This is a genomic window from Janthinobacterium tructae, assembly GCF_006517255.1.
In the GTDB taxonomy this organism is placed as follows: Bacteria; Pseudomonadota; Gammaproteobacteria; order Burkholderiales; family Burkholderiaceae_D; genus Janthinobacterium; species Janthinobacterium tructae.
The window spans coordinates 2650033-2667355 of record NZ_CP041185.1; the positions used below are offsets into that span (position 1 = coordinate 2650033).

General features: G+C 64.4%; 7 protein-coding genes. 2 read left to right on the top strand and 5 right to left on the bottom strand.

Annotated features, from left to right (window positions below; genetic code table 11):
• Nucleotides 1-18: 18 nt before the first annotated feature.
• The 4 genes from FJQ89_RS11620 to FJQ89_RS11635 all read right to left on the bottom strand — a co-directional run bounded on the left by FJQ89_RS11620 (nt 19) and on the right by FJQ89_RS11635 (nt 14749).
• Nucleotides 19-9126, bottom strand: a complete 9108-nt coding sequence (locus FJQ89_RS11620; protein ID WP_141170290.1) for a YDG domain-containing protein — start codon at nt 9124-9126, stop codon at nt 19-21.
• Nucleotides 9127-9153: 27 nt separating this feature from the next.
• Nucleotides 9154-10740, bottom strand: coding sequence for a ShlB/FhaC/HecB family hemolysin secretion/activation protein (locus FJQ89_RS11625; protein ID WP_141170291.1), 1587 nt, complete (start codon nt 10738-10740; stop codon nt 9154-9156).
• Nucleotides 10741-10856: 116 nt separating this feature from the next.
• Nucleotides 10857-13088: a CHASE2 domain-containing protein gene (locus FJQ89_RS11630; protein WP_243136524.1), complete on the bottom strand. Its 2232-nt coding sequence runs from the start codon at nt 13086-13088 to the stop codon at nt 10857-10859.
• 17 nt (nt 13089-13105) lie between these two features.
• Nucleotides 13106-14749, bottom strand: a complete 1644-nt coding sequence (locus tag FJQ89_RS11635) for an HD domain-containing phosphohydrolase (RefSeq protein WP_141170293.1) — start codon at nt 14747-14749, stop codon at nt 13106-13108.
• Between the two features lie 179 nt (nt 14750-14928).
• Between FJQ89_RS11635 and FJQ89_RS11640 the strand changes: the two genes are divergently transcribed.
• Nucleotides 14929-15813 carry an MBL fold metallo-hydrolase gene (locus FJQ89_RS11640; RefSeq protein WP_141170294.1) on the top strand — a complete coding sequence of 295 codons (885 nt, stop codon included), beginning with the start codon at nt 14929-14931 and terminating at the stop codon, nt 15811-15813.
• 242 nt (nt 15814-16055) lie between these two features.
• Nucleotides 16056-16226 (top strand): hypothetical protein, encoded by a 171-nt coding sequence (locus FJQ89_RS28050; RefSeq protein ID WP_165829518.1) that lies wholly within the window; start codon nt 16056-16058, stop codon nt 16224-16226.
• Between the two features lie 68 nt (nt 16227-16294).
• Here FJQ89_RS28050 and FJQ89_RS11645 read toward each other — a convergent pair whose 3' ends face one another.
• The gene (locus tag FJQ89_RS11645; RefSeq protein WP_141170295.1) at nt 16295-17305 is read right to left on the bottom strand and encodes an inorganic phosphate transporter; all 1011 of its coding nucleotides are present in this window, start codon (nt 17303-17305) and stop codon (nt 16295-16297) included.
• Nucleotides 17306-17323: the final 18 nt, after the last annotated feature.

Sequence of the window (17323 nt, forward strand, 5' to 3'; positions counted from 1 at the left end):
GCGCCGGCCAGCATCGGCCTAGTTGCAATAGGTCTTCTTGATACCATTTTGAGCATCATCTGTTGCTTCCTTCGTCGATTCTTTGGATGTGGTGCCCGCCAGCAGCGGCGTGACCACGTTGTTGGGCGTAGTGAACTGGTTGAGCGGGTTGTATTGCGCGCTGAGCGCCGGCAAGGTATTGACGGCGCTGATGATGATGCTTGGCGGCACCACGGGCGTCGTCACCGGCGCGGCCACCAGCACCGAGGCCGGCACGTTGACCCGGCCATTCGGCGCCAGCAGCGACACGGGCGCGCCGCGGCTGTTGATGCGCACGGTTTCGGCGGCGGTCAGGTCGCCGTTTTTCGCCAGCACATTGATAGCGCCCGTGGCCTGCACATCGAGGGTGGCTGCGCCGGCAAAGGTGACGCCGCTACCGGCCGTGACCGCGATGGTGCGCGCCGCATTGATGCGCGCGCCATCGCCGAAGGCCACGTCCGTGCTGGCATCGACGGTGACGTCGTTGCCTTGGACGACGCCCTGCACATTGACGGGGCTGTGTGCGATCAGGCTCACGTTGCCGCCGGTAGTGCTGATGGCGTGGCTCTCGATGCCGCCCGTGCTTTCGATGCGCACGTCGCCGGAACCGGTCGCCAGGCTACCCAGCACCAGCACGTCAGGCGCGCTGGTGCTGGTCAGGGCAATGCCGCCGGCGCCGCTGTTGCCGGCGCTGAAGTTCTTGACACGGTTGCCGGCGTCGTTCAGCACGGTACCGGTTTGCGATTGCGTGGCCAGGCTGCCGGCAACCACGGCGCCGCTCTGGCTGATGGAGCCCGCGCCAGCGTTCAGGCTGATGGCATTGGCGGTCAATGCCGCGAAACGCAGGTCGCCGGCGGCCTGGGTCACGGCCAGGTTGCCGCCGATATGGATGGCGCCGGCGCTCTGGCTGAAGCTGTTGCTGACCGTCATATTGCCCAGGCCGCCCAGCAAGCCGCCGGTCTGCGCATAGTTGGCCACCGTCAGCGCATTATTGACCAGCAGGCTGCCGCCGGTGAGGTTCAGGCCGCCGCGCGAGCTCAAGCGATCAAGCACGGTGTCGCCGGCCGCCGCCGTGTACACCACGTTGCCGGTGCTGGCCGCGAAATCGGCCGCCAGCACATTGGCGCCGCTTGGCGCCACGCCGCCTTCCCAGTTTGCGGCGTCGCTCCACAAGCCACCGGCCGCGCCGATCCAGGTCGACAGGGCGCGCTGGGCAATGCTGGCCTGGGCCACGCCGCCGCTCGAGGTCAAAGCGTAATTGCCGGCATCCGCGCCCGACAGGCCAAAGCCGCTGACATTGACCGTCTTGCCGCTGCCATAGTTGCGGTCGGCAAACGTGCCGCTGCCGCCCGCCAGGCTGACGGCATCCTGGCCGATCACGCCCGCCACGGTGCCGCTGACATTGGCCACTTGCGTGCCGTCGTACACCTTGTCGCTGGCGCTGACGCTGGCCAGTGTCAATGCCGCGCGGGCAATAGTGGCCGTGGTCGCGCCAGTCGTGTTGGCCAGGCGGTAGTTACCAGCATCGTTACCGGACAGGCTGGCATTCTGTACCGTGATCGTCTTGCCGCTGCCTGCATTCTTGTCGGCAAACGCCGCGCTGGCCAATGCGCTCAGCACATCGCCGGCGATGCGGTCGTCGCTGATCGCCACCTGCGCGCCGGTCACGCCGTCATACACCTTGTCGACACCCGTATAGCCCAGGTTCAGCGTACGCTGCGCGATGCTGGCCATTGCCGTGCCACCGGTCGTGCCCAAGGTGTAATTGCTTGCGTCAAGGCCGGACAGGCTGGCGTTCTGTACCGTCACAACTTTGTTGCTGCCGGCATTCTTGTCGGCGAATGCGCCGCTGGCCGTTGCCGTCAGCACGTCGTTGGCGATACGATTATCGGTAATCGTCAATGACGCGGCGCTGTTGCCGTCATAGGTCTTGCCGGCGGCAGTGAAGCCCAGCGCCAGTTCGCGTTGCGTGATGGTGGCGCTAGTGGCGCCGGTGGTCGAGGTGAGCACATAGTTGGCGGCATCGGTACCGGACAGGCTGGCGTTTTGCACCGTCACGACTTTGTTGCTGCCGGCATTCTTGTCGGCGAATGCGCCGCTGGCCGTTGCCGTCAGCACGTCGTTGGCGATACGATTATCGGTAATCGTCAATGACGCGGCGCTGTTGCCGTCATAGGTCTTGCCTGCGGCAGTGAAGCCCAGCGCCAGTTCGCGTTGCGTGATGGTGGCGCTGGTGGCGCCGGTGGTCGAGGTGAGCACATAGTTGGCGGCATCGGCACCGGACAGGCTGGCGTTCTGCACCGTCACCGCCTTATTGGCACCGGCATTCTTGTCAGCAAATGCGCCGCTGGCCGTTGCCGTCAGCACGTCGTTGGCGATACGGTTGTCGGTGATGGCGAGCGTGGCGGCGGTATTGCCGTCATAGGTCTTGCCCGCTGCCGCAAAGCCAAGCGCCAGTTCGCGTTGCGTAATGGTGGCGCTGGTGGCGCCGGTGGTCGAGGTGAGCACATAGTTGGCGGCATCGGTGCCGGACAGGCTGGCGTTGTGCACCGTCACGACTTTGTTGCCGCCGGCATTCTTGTTGGCGAATTCGCCGATGGCCGTTGCCATCAGCACGTCGTTGGCAATACGGTTGTCAGTGATGGCGAGCGTGGCGGCGGTGTTGCCGTCATAGGTCTTGCCCGCTGCCGCAAAGCCCAGCGCCAGTTCGCGTTGCGTGATGGTGGCGTTGGTGGCGCCGGTGGTCGAGGTGAGCACATAGTTGGCGGCATCGGCGCCGGACAGGCTGGCGTTTTGCACCGTCACGACTTTGTTGCTGCCGGCATTCTTGTCAGCGAATGCGCCGATGGCCGTTGCCGTCAGCACGTCGTTGGCAATACGGTTGTCGGTGATGGCAAGCGTGGCGGCGGTGTTGCCGTCATAGGTCTTGCCTGCGGCAGTAAAGCCCAGCGCCAGTTCGCGCTGGGTAATGGTGGCGCTGGTGGCGCCGGTGGTCGAGGCCAGCACATAGTTGTTGGCATCGGCGCCGGACAGGCTGGCGTTGCGCACCGTCACGACTTTGTTGCCGCCGGCATTCTTGTCGGCGAATGCGCCGCTGGCCGTTGCCGTCAGCACGTCGTTGGCGATACGATTATCGGTAATCGTCAATGACGCGGCGGTGTTGCCGTCATAGGTCTTGCCCGCTGCCGCAAAGCCCAGCGCCAGTTCGCGCTGGGTGATGCTGGCGCTGGTGGCGCCGGTGGTCGAGGTGAGCACATAGTTGGCGGCATCGGCACCGGACAGGCTGGCGTTTTGCACCGTCACGACTTTGTTACTGCCGGCATTCTTGCCAGCGAATTCGCCGATGGCCGTTGCCGTCAGCACGTCGTTGGCGATACGATTATCGGCAATCGTCAATGACGCGGCGATGCCGCCGTCATAGGTCTTGCCTGCGGCAGTAAAGCCCAGCGCCAGTTCGCGTTGCGTGATGGTGGCGTTGGTGGCGCCGGTGGTCGAGGTGAGCACATAGTTGGCGGCATCGGCGCCGGACAGGCTGGCGTTTTGCACCGTCACGACTTTGTTGCTGCCGGCATTCTTGTCAGCGAATGCGCCGCTGGCCGTTGCCGTCAGCACGTCGTTGGCGATACGGTTGTCGGTGATGGCAAGCGTGGCGGCGGTGTTGCCGTCATAGGTCTTGCCCGCTGCCGCAAAGCCCAGCGCCAGTTCGCGCTGGGTGATGGTGGCGCTGGTGGCGCCGGTGGTCGAGGCCAGCACATAGTTGGTGGCATCGGCGCCGGACAGGCTGGCGTTGCGCACGGTCACGACTTTGTTGCCGCCGGCATTCTTGTCAGCGAATTCGCCGATGGCCGTTGCCGTCAGCACGTCGTTGGCGATACGGTTGTCAGTGATGGCGAGCGTGGCGGCGGTGTTGCCGTCATAGGTCTTGCCTGCTGCCGCAAAGCCCAATGCCAATTCGCGTTGCGTGATGGTGGCGTTGGTGGCGCCGGTGGTCGAGGTGAGCACATAGTTGGCGGCATCGGTGCCGGACAGGCTGGCGTTGCGCACCGTCACGACTTTGTTGCCGCCGGCATTCTTGTCGGCGAATTCGCCGATGGCCGTTGCCGTCAGCACGTCGTTGGCGATACGATTATCGGCAATCGTCAATGACGCGGCGATGCCGCCGTCATAGGTCTTGCCTGCGGCAGTGAAGCCCAGCGCCAGTTCGCGCTGGGTGATGGTGGCGCTGGTGGCGCCGGTGGTCGAGGCCAGCACGTAGTTGTTGGCATCGGCGCCGGACAGGCTGGCGTTGCGCACCGTCACGACTTTGTTGCCGCCGGCATTCTTGTCGGCGAATTCGCCGATGGCCGTTGCCGTCAGCACATCGTTGGCGATACGATTATCGGCAATCGTCAATGACGCGGCGATGCCGCCGTCATAGGTCTTGCCTGCGGCAGTGAAGCCCAGCGCCAGTTCGCGCTGCGTAATGGTGGCGCTGGTGGCGCCGGTGGTCGAGGCCAGCACGTAGTTGTTGGCATCGGCGCCGGACAGGCTGGCGTTGCGCACCGTCACGACTTTGTTGCCGCCGGCATTCTTGTCGGCGAATTCGCCGATGGCCGTTGCCGTCAGCACGTCGTTGGCAATACGATTATCGGCAATCGTCAATGACACGGCGATGCCGCCGTCATAGGTCTTGCCTGCGGCAGTGAAGCCCAGCGCCAGTTCGCGTTGCGTGATGGTGGCGTTGGTGGCGCCGGTGGTCGAGGCCAGCACGTAGTTGTTGGCATCGGCGCCGGACAGGCTGGCGTTGCGCACCGTCACGACTTTGTTGCCGCCGGCATTCTTGTTGGCGAATTCGCCGATGGCCGTTGCCGTCAGCACATCGTTGGCGATACGATTATCGGCAATCGTCAATGACGCGGCGATGCCGCCGTCATAGGTCTTGCCTGCGGCAGTAAAGCCCAGCGCCAGTTCGCGCTGGGTGATGGTGGCGTTGGTGGCGCCGGTGGTCGAGGCCAGCACGTAGTTGTTGGCATCGGCGCCGGACAGGCTGGCGTTGCGCACCGTCACGACTTTGTTGCCGCCGGCATTCTTGTCGGCGAATTCGCCGATGGCCGTTGCCGTCAGCACATCGTTGGCGATACGATTATCGGCAATCGTCAATGACGCGGCGATGCCGCCGTCATAGGTCTTGCCTGCGGCAGTAAAGCCCAGCGCCAGTTCGCGTTGCGTGATGGTGGCGCTGGTGGCGCCGGTGGTCGATGCCAGCACGTAGTTGTTGGCATCGGCGCCGGACAGGCTGGCGTTGCGCACGGTCACGACTTTGTTGCCGCCGGCATTCTTGTCAGCGAATTCGCCGATGGCCGTTGCCGTCAGCACGTCGTTGGCGATACGATTATCGGTAATCGTCACGACCGCTGCCGTGTCACGATCGTAGACTTTATTGGCGCCGGCAAAGGCCAGGCTCAAGGTACGTTGCGTGATCTCGGCCGTGCCGATGGCGGTGGCAGCCAGGCTGTAGTTGCCCATCGCGTCGCCGGACAAGGTCAGTTCGCTGAGATTGACGGCCTTGACGCTGCCGGCGTTCTTGTCGACGAACTGCGCGCTGCCGGTCACGCCCACGGTATCGCCGCTGACCGTGTTGCCCAGGCTGAAGGTCGCGTTGGCGAAGCCGAGCTGACCGTCATACACCTTGCTGCCGCCCACGCTGACCGTCAACGCGCGCGGCGTGATGGCCAGGGTGGTCGTGCCGCCCAGACTGATGTCGTACTTGGTCGACCACAGGCCCGTCACATCGTAGTTGCCCACATTGCGCGCCGACTGGAAGCCAAGGCTGCCGTTGGCCGCCGTGTCGCCATCGAGCAAGCCCAGATAGGCGAGCGTGCCGTTGAAGCTGGCGAACTGTCCATCGTAGACCTGGCTGGCAGGCTGGCCCGCCGCCGTCACTTGCAGCGGCTTCAGGAAAGCCTTCAGCATCGGCGTCGTGTAGCCGTCATAGATGCGCCAGATGGGCGAGGCGCCGAAGGCAAAACCGTCGAAGCTCGACAGGCGCGACATCTGCGCCGCCGTGCGGCCGATACTGATACCGCCATCGTCCGCCTGGCCGGAGCTGTCGATATTCCAGTAGGTGCTCGCCAAGGCGCCGCTATTGCTGCCGACCAAGCCACCCACCGCACTGAAGCCCCCGCCAGCGATGGCGCCGCTGGCATAGGCATTGCTGATGCTGCCCGTGTTCTCGCCAGCCAGGCCGCCGATATGCTCGCGCGTGATCCCGGCATCCGCATTGCCTGCCGCCCCGACCGCGCCGGTGGCGTAGACATCAGCCAGCGTACCCTGGTTGCTGCCCACCAGGCCGCCCAGATTGCGTGCGCCCCTGACGCCGCCGCTGGCGTACGACACAGCAATGCGGCCCTGGTTAATGCCCGCCAGGCCGCCGACGCCATCCTGGCCGGCCACGCTCATGCTGCTTTGTACCTGCTCTATCGTGCCGCCCGCAGCGACCACGCCGGCCACGGCGCCCACATTGTTGTTGCCGCTGACATTGCCACCGAGCAGGTTCAACTGGCGCACCGTGCCTGTCGTGCCGTTACCCAGCTTGCCGAAAAGGCCGGTGTTCAGGTTGCCGTTCGGCGCGCTCTCGCCGTGGATCTGCAAGCCGCTGATGGCATAGCCGGCGCCGTCCAGCACCCCGGAAAAACCACCCGAGTCGCTATGCGCGATGGGACGAAAACCGGCGCCGTCATTCCAGGCGCCCGTGCCGCTGGCGTCGATATTGCCGGCCAGGCGATAACTGTTACTCAGGTCCAGGCTGGCGATGCCTTGCAAGCCATACACGTCGGCGATGACATACGGTGCGCCCGCGCTGCCGTCGCCGTTCGTAGCGCGCAAGAAACTGGCGCCGGGAGCGATGATGAAATTGCCGGCTGAAAAGGCTGGCAGGCCGGTCGTATTTTGCGTCCAGGTGCCGCTGGCCAACCTGAAGGTCGCCCCCACATTGACGGCGCCCGCCGCACTGACTGTCGATCCCGCAGTGAGGCTCAGGCTGCCGGCCACAGCTAGCGCATGATCGATCGCGATGGCGCCGCCCGTCACCAGCTGCAAGGTAGCCGGCCCCGTGGCACCGCTCGCCACCGTCACCGCCTGGTCGACGCCGATGGCGCCTGTCATGGCGGCATGGCCGAGCGTTAGGTTCGCTGCAGAAATGGCATTCAGGTCGGCGCTGGACAGGCTGAGTTTGCCACTCGCCTTGCTGCCGAGATTGATTTCACGGTTGGCCGACTCCGCGCGCAAGGTCACCGCAGCGCCGCCCGCCTCACCGCCGTAGGCCACGCCGCCCTGCAAATTCATGTTATCGGCCTGCAACAGCAATGTCTGCCCCACCGCCGTGCCGACGATCTGTCCGCCGCTGCCATTGAGGACGATGCGTCCGTCGAATTTGTTGGCGCGCAGTTCCGCATTGCCGCCGCCGACATTCAAGCTGCCCGCCACACCGAAGGCGATATCGGCGCCCGTCAGCGCAACGTTGCCGCCCTGGCTGGAGAGGGCCGCATCGACATGCAAGACGGCAGAGCTGCCTTGTGCCGTGGCGCCGCCATTGTCGTTGGCCGACAGGATCAGCGCGCCGCCATTGGTGGTAATGGCCTGGTTGACGTTGATGCTGTTGCCAGCCTGCGCCGTGAGTCCCACGCTGGCCTGGGTGATGGCGACGGCTGCGTTGAAGTTGATGTCGTGCTGCGCCTGCAGCACCACATTGCTGGTGGCCGTCGAAATCAGGCCGGCGCCGATAGTGGTGGTGCCCGTCGTCGGCGCATCCGCAAAATCATTGACGCCGCTCAGCGCGCCGCCATTGCCGGCGACCACGTCGATGTCATACGGATCGAGCAGCCAGTCGCCCGTCTTGCCGCGCGCCGCGCGGGCGCGCGTATCGACCCTGGCGCCATCGACGGCCAGGTAGTGCCCCGACGTTTCCACCAGGCCGCCGTTGCCCGTGGCAGCGCCGCCGCGCGCCGAAATGCTGCCGAACACGCGCGCCGTCTCGTTGCCCCAGACGATGACCTTGCCGCCGTCGCCGCTTTGAATCGCGTCGGCGGCGATGGTGGCATCCTTGCCGACGGCCACCTGGCGCGCATTGGCAATCGCCGGGTTTTTGCCCTGGTAGTCACCGCCCAGCAGCACCGTACCGCCGCCCGTGGCGCCGCTGGCGTCCACTCTGGCGTTGCCTTGCATGCCGACCTGGTCGCCCAGCACGGTTATCTCGCCGCCCTTGCCCACGGCACTAGTGGCGCTGGTGACGCTGCCGTTTTCCAGCAGCGCCTTGCCGGTGGCTTTCAACACGATCTTGCCGTTCTCTCCCACCACCGCGCTATTGGCGTTGAGCACGCCACGCTGGTTCAGCAGCGCGCCGGCCATGCCGATGCGCCCGCCCTGCGCCACGATCTGGCCCACATTGATGGCCTGGTCCGCGGGGGCCGACAGCACCACGCGCAAGTCGGGGTTGGCGGCGTCGGCCAGTTGCACGCTGTGGCCGGCGGCCAGCAGCACGTCGCCGTTCGGCGCGGTGATGATGCCGCTGTTTTCCACGTTCGGCGCGATCAGCAGAATCTGCCCGCCGCTGCCGGCATGGATGGTTCCCTGGTTGATGACGGCGCCGGCCTGCTCGCCGGCATTGAAATGCATCTTGCCGGCCAGGAAATCCTGGTTCGACAGCGCCAGGCTGGACGCCACCAGGCCCGCCACGTCAACCCGCGCATCACGGCCGAACAGCACGCCGTTCGGATTGATCAGGAACACCTTGCCGTTCGATTGCAGCGAGCCGAGGATCTTGCTGGGGTCTTGTCCGGTGATGCGGTTGAGTACGCTACTACCGGCGTTTTGCTGAAGAAAGCGCGTGATTTCGCCCGGATTGACGGAAAAGCTCTGCCAGTTGATGATGGTATTGGGCGTGTTCGTGATCGTAAACAGATTGCCCTGCTGGTTGAACGTGGCCTGGCCATGCACCACTTGCGGCAAGACCGGATTGGCGTGAGCGGCGCTGAAACAGGCGGCAATCAGGAGCGCCAGCGCGGTGCGGCGCAGCGGCGGCTCGACAGGGCCGCCAGCAGGCAAGCTGCGCAATGGTTTTTGTTTGGTCATGGTGTTTTATCCTTGGGGCTCAGTACATCAGTACGACAGCGCAACTCTGAAATGCAGGCGGTTGGCGTCGCGGCGCCCCGTCTGGCCGGGGTTGACCACATGCGCATAGTCCAGTTGCAGGTTGGCGTAGCGGTTCAGCAGGATGCGCAGGCCCAGGCCCGCCGAGCCGATCGCCATGCTGTCGATTTCACCGGGCAAGCCGTGATTGCGGCGCACCCAGGCCGTGTCATAAAACGCCAGCGCGCGGCACTGGTAGCCGCCATCGCCGCACCAGTTCGGCGTGTACAGTTCCAGATTCAGGTTGGCGCCGGAATCGTTCGCCACTTCGCGTTCCAGGAAGCCGCGCACGGTGGCCGCGCCGCCGACGCCGAACTGCTCGCCCGGCACCAGCGCATCGGGCGTGTACTGGCCGTTGAACAACGCGCGCCATTGCCAGTCGTTATCCAGCACCTGGGCATGACTGGCGCTCAGGCGCAAGGTGCTGTAGGCGGCCTTGGCGCCGACACGTGCGAGCGTAAAATCCTGCTGGCTGCCATTCTTGCCGCCGGGAATATTGCGCGCCAGGGTCAGGCCTACGCTGGCCTCGCCACGTGGCAAGCTCCAGGCGCCGATATAGCCGATGCTGACGGGGTGCACCGTCACGTTGGTACCCAGCTCCATGCCGAAGAACTGCAGGCTGTTGCGGTAGGCCTTGAAGTCCAGGCCATACACCAGCTTGGGTTCATAGTTGTCGCGCTTGCCGAAGTTCTGGTTGTAGCGCGCGCCGGCGGTGGTGCCGCGGCCGCTGACAGCCAGGTCGAAGATACCGGCCGCGACGCTGCCCGAATCGACGTTCGAATAACTGGCAAAAAAGTCCAGCGAGTCGCCCAGCGCATACAGCGGCACGTGGTAGCCGAGGCCGTACACGCCGACCTGGTTGGCGTGCTCTAGCGAGGTGGTGTATTGCAGGCTGGCCACATGATCGCGGCCCCACAGGTTGGCATGCTGCAGCACCACGCCGGCGTGGGTCTTGCCGGAGTCCTTGCTGCCGGTATTGTCGAGGTTGAGCGTGGCTTTCCAGGCACGTTCGTCCGCCACCGCGATGCTGGCGTCGACCGTGCCGTCGGCCTCGCCGCCAGCCAGCTTGACTTCGAGCTTGCGGGCCGGATTTTCATTGGCCAGCTTCAGACTTTGCCCCAAGGCCAGCATGTTCGGCGTCTGCCCTTCGACCAGGGCCGGCAAGGCGCGCCGTACATTGGCGTCATCGACATACTGGTTGCCGGTGATGGCCACCTTGCCAACCTGCGTCTGCACCACTTCCAGGCGCACGGCGCCATGGGCCAGCTCCTGCTCGGGCAAGGCCACCTGCACCAGCGTGTAGCCGCGCGCGCGGTAGGCGTTTTCCAGCGCCTCGACGGCTTGCTGGATGGCGCCAAAGTCGCGCTGCGGGCCAGCGAACGGCGCCACCAGCGATTGCACCAGTTGCGGCCCCAGCAGGGTGTCGCCGCTGACCTCGTAGCTGGCGATATCAAACAGCGGGACGGCACTGTCGGCGGTGGGGGTTTGGGCGTTTGCGCATGCCGCGCAGAACAACAGCGCGGAACCTGCAAGCAGGCGCACCAGACGATAATTCATGAGAGAGAGTTCTTGTGGTTGCATGGCCAGCCAAGCGCGGCTGGGCCATCAATTAATTAAAAACAAAGTTTAGACGGATTTTGATTTCCAGTCAGAAATATCTCTGCTGGCGATGCTTACTTGGTCTGGAAGTTGGTCACACCATCCCAGTCTTCGCCAGGCGGCGTTTCGCGATACTGGCGCAAGCGCGCGGCGTACAGCCGGCGCAGCCCATCGTCTGGCAGTTCCGATAAGATTGCCTCTGCACCATCCCAGTCGAGCGCACGCAACAGTTCCAGCACGCGCGACCAACGCGCCAGCAGCGCCAGTTCGCCGGCATCGGCTTCGGCCAGCAGGCAGCGCGGCTCGAAAATGGCCACCGGTTCAGTCTTGCCCTTGACCCGCACGCGGTCCAGTTCGCGGTAGGCGAATTGCGGCGCCTGCGCACGCGTGAATTCGCTTACGGCGATGCCCACGCCATACACCTTGGTAATGCCTTCCAGGCGCGCGCCCAGGTTGACGGCGTCGCCCATCACGGTATACGCCCGGCGGATGCGCGAGCCCATGTCGCCCACATGCATCAGGCCACTATTGAGGCCGATGCCGATCTGCAGCGGCGGCCAGCCGCGCGCCTCGAATTGCTGGTTCAAACGACCGGCGCTGCGCTGCATCAGCAGGGCGCTGGCCACGGCGCGGCCCGCATGGTCGGGAAACGCCACCGGCGCCCCCCAGAATGCCATCACGGCGTCGCCGATATATTTGTCCAGCGTGCCGCCGTGGCTGTCGCGAATATCTTCCGACATGGCCGTCAGGTACAGGTTGATATATTCGCGCAACTCCTGCGGCGTCATCTGTTCCGAAATGGCCGTAAAGCCGCGCACGTCGGCAAACAGCACCGTCAGTTCGCGGCTTTCGCCATCCATGCTGTAGCGGTCGGGATTGTCGGCCATCTGTGCCACCAGTTCCGGCGCCACGTACTGGCCGAAGCGCGCCACCAGCGCCCTGCCCTTGCGCACTTCGAAAAAATAGCCCCAGGCCAGATTGGCGACGAACAGCGCCGCGATCAACAACAGCAACACGGCAACATCGAGCGCCGCGTCGAAGTAACGATACAAGCACCAGTTCAGGCCCAGCGCGCCGGCCAGCGCCGCGCCTGCCAGCAACACGGCCGCCGCCGGCGTGGCCAGCGCCAGCGCGCCGCCGAGCAGCAAGCCCACCAGCACCACCTGGCCGAACTCGATCGCCAGCGCATAGTCGGGTCGCGACTTGAAATGGCCGTCAAGGATGGATTTGATCAGGTTGGCGTGCACTTCCACACCGGGAAACTCGGCGTTGACGGGCGTGGCGCGAATATCGTTCAGGCCGGCGGCTGTGGTGCCCACCAGCACGATGGCGCCGTGCAGCACGTCCGTCGGCACCGCCCCCGTCAGCACGTCGGCCGCCGACACATAGCGGAAGGCGCCGCCGTCCGGGCCGCCCTTGCCGCGAAACTCGATGGTGGTGGTCAAGGCTTCGCCGACCGGGATATCGAGGCGTCCGCGCGGCGTAAATACGGCGATGCGGTCCAGGCCGCCGTGCTCGCGCTCGGCCTCGGACAACTTGTCGGCGGTCTGGCCGAACACGGGCGCGATCGCGCGCGCCTTCAGGTACACGCTGGCCGTGGCCAGCGACAGCGACGGGTAATACGCATCGCCGATGCGCTGCAGCAGGGTCGATGAGCGCAGCACGCCGTCGCTGTCGGTCAGGGCCGTGAAGATGCCGGCCCCTTGCGCCGCCTGTTGCAGCTGCGCCAGGTTGGCTGCATAGCCGGGCGACGTAAACGCCGTCACCGTGCGCCCGTTCAGATCAAGCACGCTGAACGCCGGCTTGGGCAGCATGCCTTTCTTTTGCCGGTCCGACACGCTATAGCCCAGCACCACCGGCTGGCCGCGCATCGCCTCGGCAAACAGGGCGTCGTAATCCATCTGCGGTTTCAGGCGTTCCAGCTGCTCGCTCAAGCCCGGCACGCCGGCCAGTTCGCCCTTGGCCAGGTCGGCCAGCACGCCATAGCCGGAACTGCTGTCGGGTTCGGGAAACGAGATATCGAAGCCGACCGCGGCCACGCCATAGTGGCCCGTCAATTGCGTCACCAGCCGCGCCTGCACGTCGCGGCCCCAGGGATAGCGGCCGATCTGGTTCAGGCTTTTTTCATCGATATCGACGATCACGATGCGCTTGTCGAGCTGCGGCGCTTCGGCACGCATGCGCATGTCGCCCAGCATGGCGTCCAGCCGGCCCAGGGTATCGACGCCGAAGAGACCGATACTGGCGCAGGCGGCCAGCATCGTCAGCAGCGCACCCAGCAGCAGCCGCGCGCCATGCTTTTTCATTACCGCAAGCCAGCGCATCAGGGCACGTAACCGGGAATGGCCGCCTCGTCGATGGCGTCGATCTGTTCGGGATGCATGTGCTGCCGGGCAAACGCCAGGTACACCTTGCTGCGAATAAAGACATCGAACAGGTCGGGATCGATATGGCCGTTCAGGCTGAAGTGGCCCAGGATGCGCAGCGACTCGGACAGTGACTTGCCCTTTTTATAGGGACGGTCGCGCGCCGTCAGCGCCTCGAAAATATCGGCGATCGCCATCAGCCGCGCCGGCACCGACATCTGCTCGCGCGTCAGCCCGCGCGGATAACCGTTGCCGTCCATGCGTTCATGGTGGCCGCCCGCGTATTCCGGCACCTTTTGCAAATGCTTGGGCCACGGCAATGCTTCGAGCATGCGGATCGACACCGCAATATGGTTGTTGATGATCTTGCGCTCGGCATCGGTCAGGGTGCCGAAACGGATCGTCAGATTCTCCAGCTCATTGGCGTCAAGGAAATCGCGCTCGACACCGTCGGGGCCAGTCCAGCGCCGCGCCGCAATCGTGCGTACCCGTTCCTGGTCGGCCGGCGTCATGCCTTCGCCGCCGATATTGGCATGGCGTAAAAAGTCGCGCTCTTCGCGCAGCACCATTTGCTGCTGGTGCAATGCTTGCGCGATCTCCTGCTGGCGTTCGGGAGCCGCCAGTTGTGCTTTTAATGCGGTAATTTCCACGTCGCGCAGCAGTACTTCGAAGCGCGTGTCGACCAGGTGGATGCGGTCATGGATGGTTTCCAGCTTGGTGGCCTTGTCGACCACGTGCACCGGGGTGGTGATCTTGCCGCAATCGTGCAAGAGGCCAGCCAGCCACAGCTGCTTGCGTTCGTTCTCGCTCAGCTTGAAATCGGCCATCGGTCCCGTATCGACCGCATGCACGGCGTCGGCCAGCATCATGGTCAGTTGCGGCACGAACTGGCAATGGCGGCCCGTGTACGGCGACTTTTCATCGATGCCGATATTGATCAGGTTGACCAACGACTCCAGCAACTGTTCCAGCTGGCGCAGCAGCAACTGATTGGTCAGCGCCACCGCCGCCTGCGCCGCCAACGCCTCGATAAAGCGCTGGTCGGTGGCGGAAAACGCCTGCACCGCCCCGGTCGCGCGATCCTGGGCATTGATCAACTGCAGCACGCCGATCAGCTCACCTTCATGATCGCTCATCGGTACCGTCAGGAAGGACGTGGAACGGTAGCCATAATGGCCGTCAAAGGCGCGCATGCCCGAGAAATTGAAATCGCCCGACTGGTACACATCGTCGATATTGACCGACACGCGGCGATGCGCGGCATACGCCGCCACCGATGCCAGGTTGGGCGCGCCGTCTTCCAGCCACAGCGCCACGCCCGGCACGCCAACCGCCACGCCGGCGCTGGCGCCCTGGCGCAGCCCCAGGCTGTCGTTGATACTGATATGAAATTCCAGGCTGTGCCCATCGGCGCTGGGACGGTACAAGGTGCCGCCGTCGGCGCCCGTCATGTCCTTGGCGACCAGCACGATGCGTTCGAGCAGGGGCGTGATATCGCCACCGTGCAGCATGCCTGCCGCCGCGCCACGGCCCAGTTCGACGCTCAGTTCAGTCAGCTGGTCGAGCCGCTGGGCGATTTGCTCGGGGTGCAGCTGGAGCATGATGGAGGACTGGGGAAGTGGCGACAACCGCAAGTGTACCGTTGCCAGCTGCCGGCTGTACATTATAAAAAGGCAACAACTGAAAATAGATTTCCGAAACGCAACAACTATTAAAAATGCCGTTTCTTGCCCGACAATTAGAATAGAATCAACAATCGTTACACTATAACAAGGCAGCGATGAAATTCACCTTCAGGGGGGTGCGCGGTTCTATCCCCTCGCCCGGCCCGCACACGGTGCGCTACGGCGGCAACACGACCTGCATCGAAGTACGCACGGCCAGCGACGCCCTGCTGGTACTCGATGGCGGCAGCGGCATCTTTGCCCTGGCCGGCGCACTGCCGCCAGGACCCGCCACGGCCCACATCCTGATCACCCACAGCCACTGGGACCATATCCACGGCCTGCCCATGTTCGCCCCGCTGTTCATCCGCGGCAGCCGCGTGCGCCTGTATGGCGCGGCGGATGCGGCCGGCAATGGCATCGAACACGTGATGGCCACCCAGCTGCAGAACAATTATTTTCCCGTCAGCGAAGCGGCCATGGCGGCCGAGATCGACTACCACACCCTGGCCGTCGGCGAGCGCGCGGACGTGGCCGACGCAGTGGTGACGAATGCCAGAATGAACCACCCGGTGATCAACCTCGGCTACCGCATCGAGTCCGGCGGCGCCTCGCTGTTTTTCAGCGGCGACCATGAACCGTTCGACAATCCGCATGCCAGCGGCTCGCCCGCCTATGCGGCTTGCCAGGCCATGATCGCGCAGCGCCAGGCCGCCATCGACCAGACCATTGCCGGCGTCGACGCGCTGATCATGGACTGCTCGTACACGCGTGACGAATACGAAACCAAGCGCGGCTGGGGCCACGGCACCTTCGACGGCGCGTTTGAACTGGCCCTGCGCTGCGGCGCCAAACGGCTGTATTGCACCCACCATGAACCGGGCCGCAGCGACGATCAATTGGAAGCGGCTTTTGCCGACGTAATGGCGCGCTTTGCCGGGCGGCTGGGGGCGTTGCAGGTGTTCCTGGCGGCCGAGGGCATGACCGTAGAGCTGGGCTAAGAGCCTATCCCAGTAGGGAGCGTCTTCTGCTGGCAGTTCATCAGGAGTGCGGACAAGGCGTGAGGAGGACGCGTGGCGAGCCACGCGACGACGATCAACGCAGTCCCCGCTTCCGAGGGGCGCCAGCAGGGGATGTATTCATCTACTGGGACAGGCTCTAAGGCCTGTGTATGTTGGGTAGCGAACGGTGAAGCCGGCGCAAGCGCAGCATGATGACTGCTTGTTTATTCAAGGAGACTGCCATGACCCAGCAAAGCGAAAAAGCGCGCGAACAGCAGCAGCGCGAAGATCAGCAAGCCCAGCATGAAGCGAACAAGAGCCGCCAGCAGGCCGAGCAGGACAAGGGCGCGATCCGCCAGAATGACGGCCTGAAACCGCACCAGGGTGGCGACAAGGGGCCGCGCGGCCAGTAATTCTGACCACCGGACAGATAAAAAAAGGGAGCCTGGACGGCTCCCTTTTCAATCGCGGCGGTACTTCATCACATGATGTGGTGGCCAATCCACCAGGCGACTGCGGCAACAAACGCGGAAGCGGGAATCGTGAAGATCCAGGCCCAGACGATGTTGCCCGCGACACCCCAGCGCACGGCCGACATTTTTTGTGCCGACCCGACGCCGACGATGGCGCCCGTGATGGTGTGCGTGGTCGACACGGGAATGCCCAGCGCCGTCGAGACGAACAGGGTGATGGCACCGCCCGTTTCGGCGCAGAAGCCGCCGACGGGTTTCAACTTGGTGATCTTCTGGCCCATGGTCTTGACGATGCGCCAGCCGCCGAACAGCGTACCGAAGCTGATGGCCGTATAGCACGAGATGATGACCCACAGCGGCGGCATGGCGTCGGCCGCGTTCGAGTAGCCGGCGGCGATCAGCAGCATCCAGATGATGCCGATGGTCTTTTGCGCATCATTGCCGCCGTGACCCAGGCTGTAGGCGGCCGCCGATGCCAGTTGCAGGCGGCGGAACCATTTATCGACCTTGCGCGGCGTCGAGCGCACGAATATCCACGACACCAGCAGCATCATGATCGAGCCGAATACAAAGCCCAGCACGGGTGCGATGACGATGAAGGCGACGGTTTTCCACAGGCCGGCCGCGACCAGCGCGCCCGTGCCCGACTTGGCGACGGCGGCGCCCACCAGGCCGCCGATCAGGGCGTGCGAGGACGACGATGGAATGCCGTAGTACCAGGTAAACAAATTCCAGAAGATGGCGCCCATCAGCGCGCCGAAGATCACGTACTGGTCGATCACTGTCGGGTCAATCGTGCCCTTGCCCACCGTGGCGGCCACGGTCAGCTGGTGGAACACGAAGATGGCCACGAAGTTGAAGGTGGCGGCCATGGCAACCGCGGTCTGCGGTTTCAATACGCCCGTCGAGACCACCGTGGCGATCGCGTTGGCGGCATCGTGGAAGCCGTTCATGAAGTCAAACAGCAGCGCGAGGGCGATCAACAGGCCTAGCACGTAGATGCTGATTTGTATGGTCATTGTAGTTTCTTTTCTGAT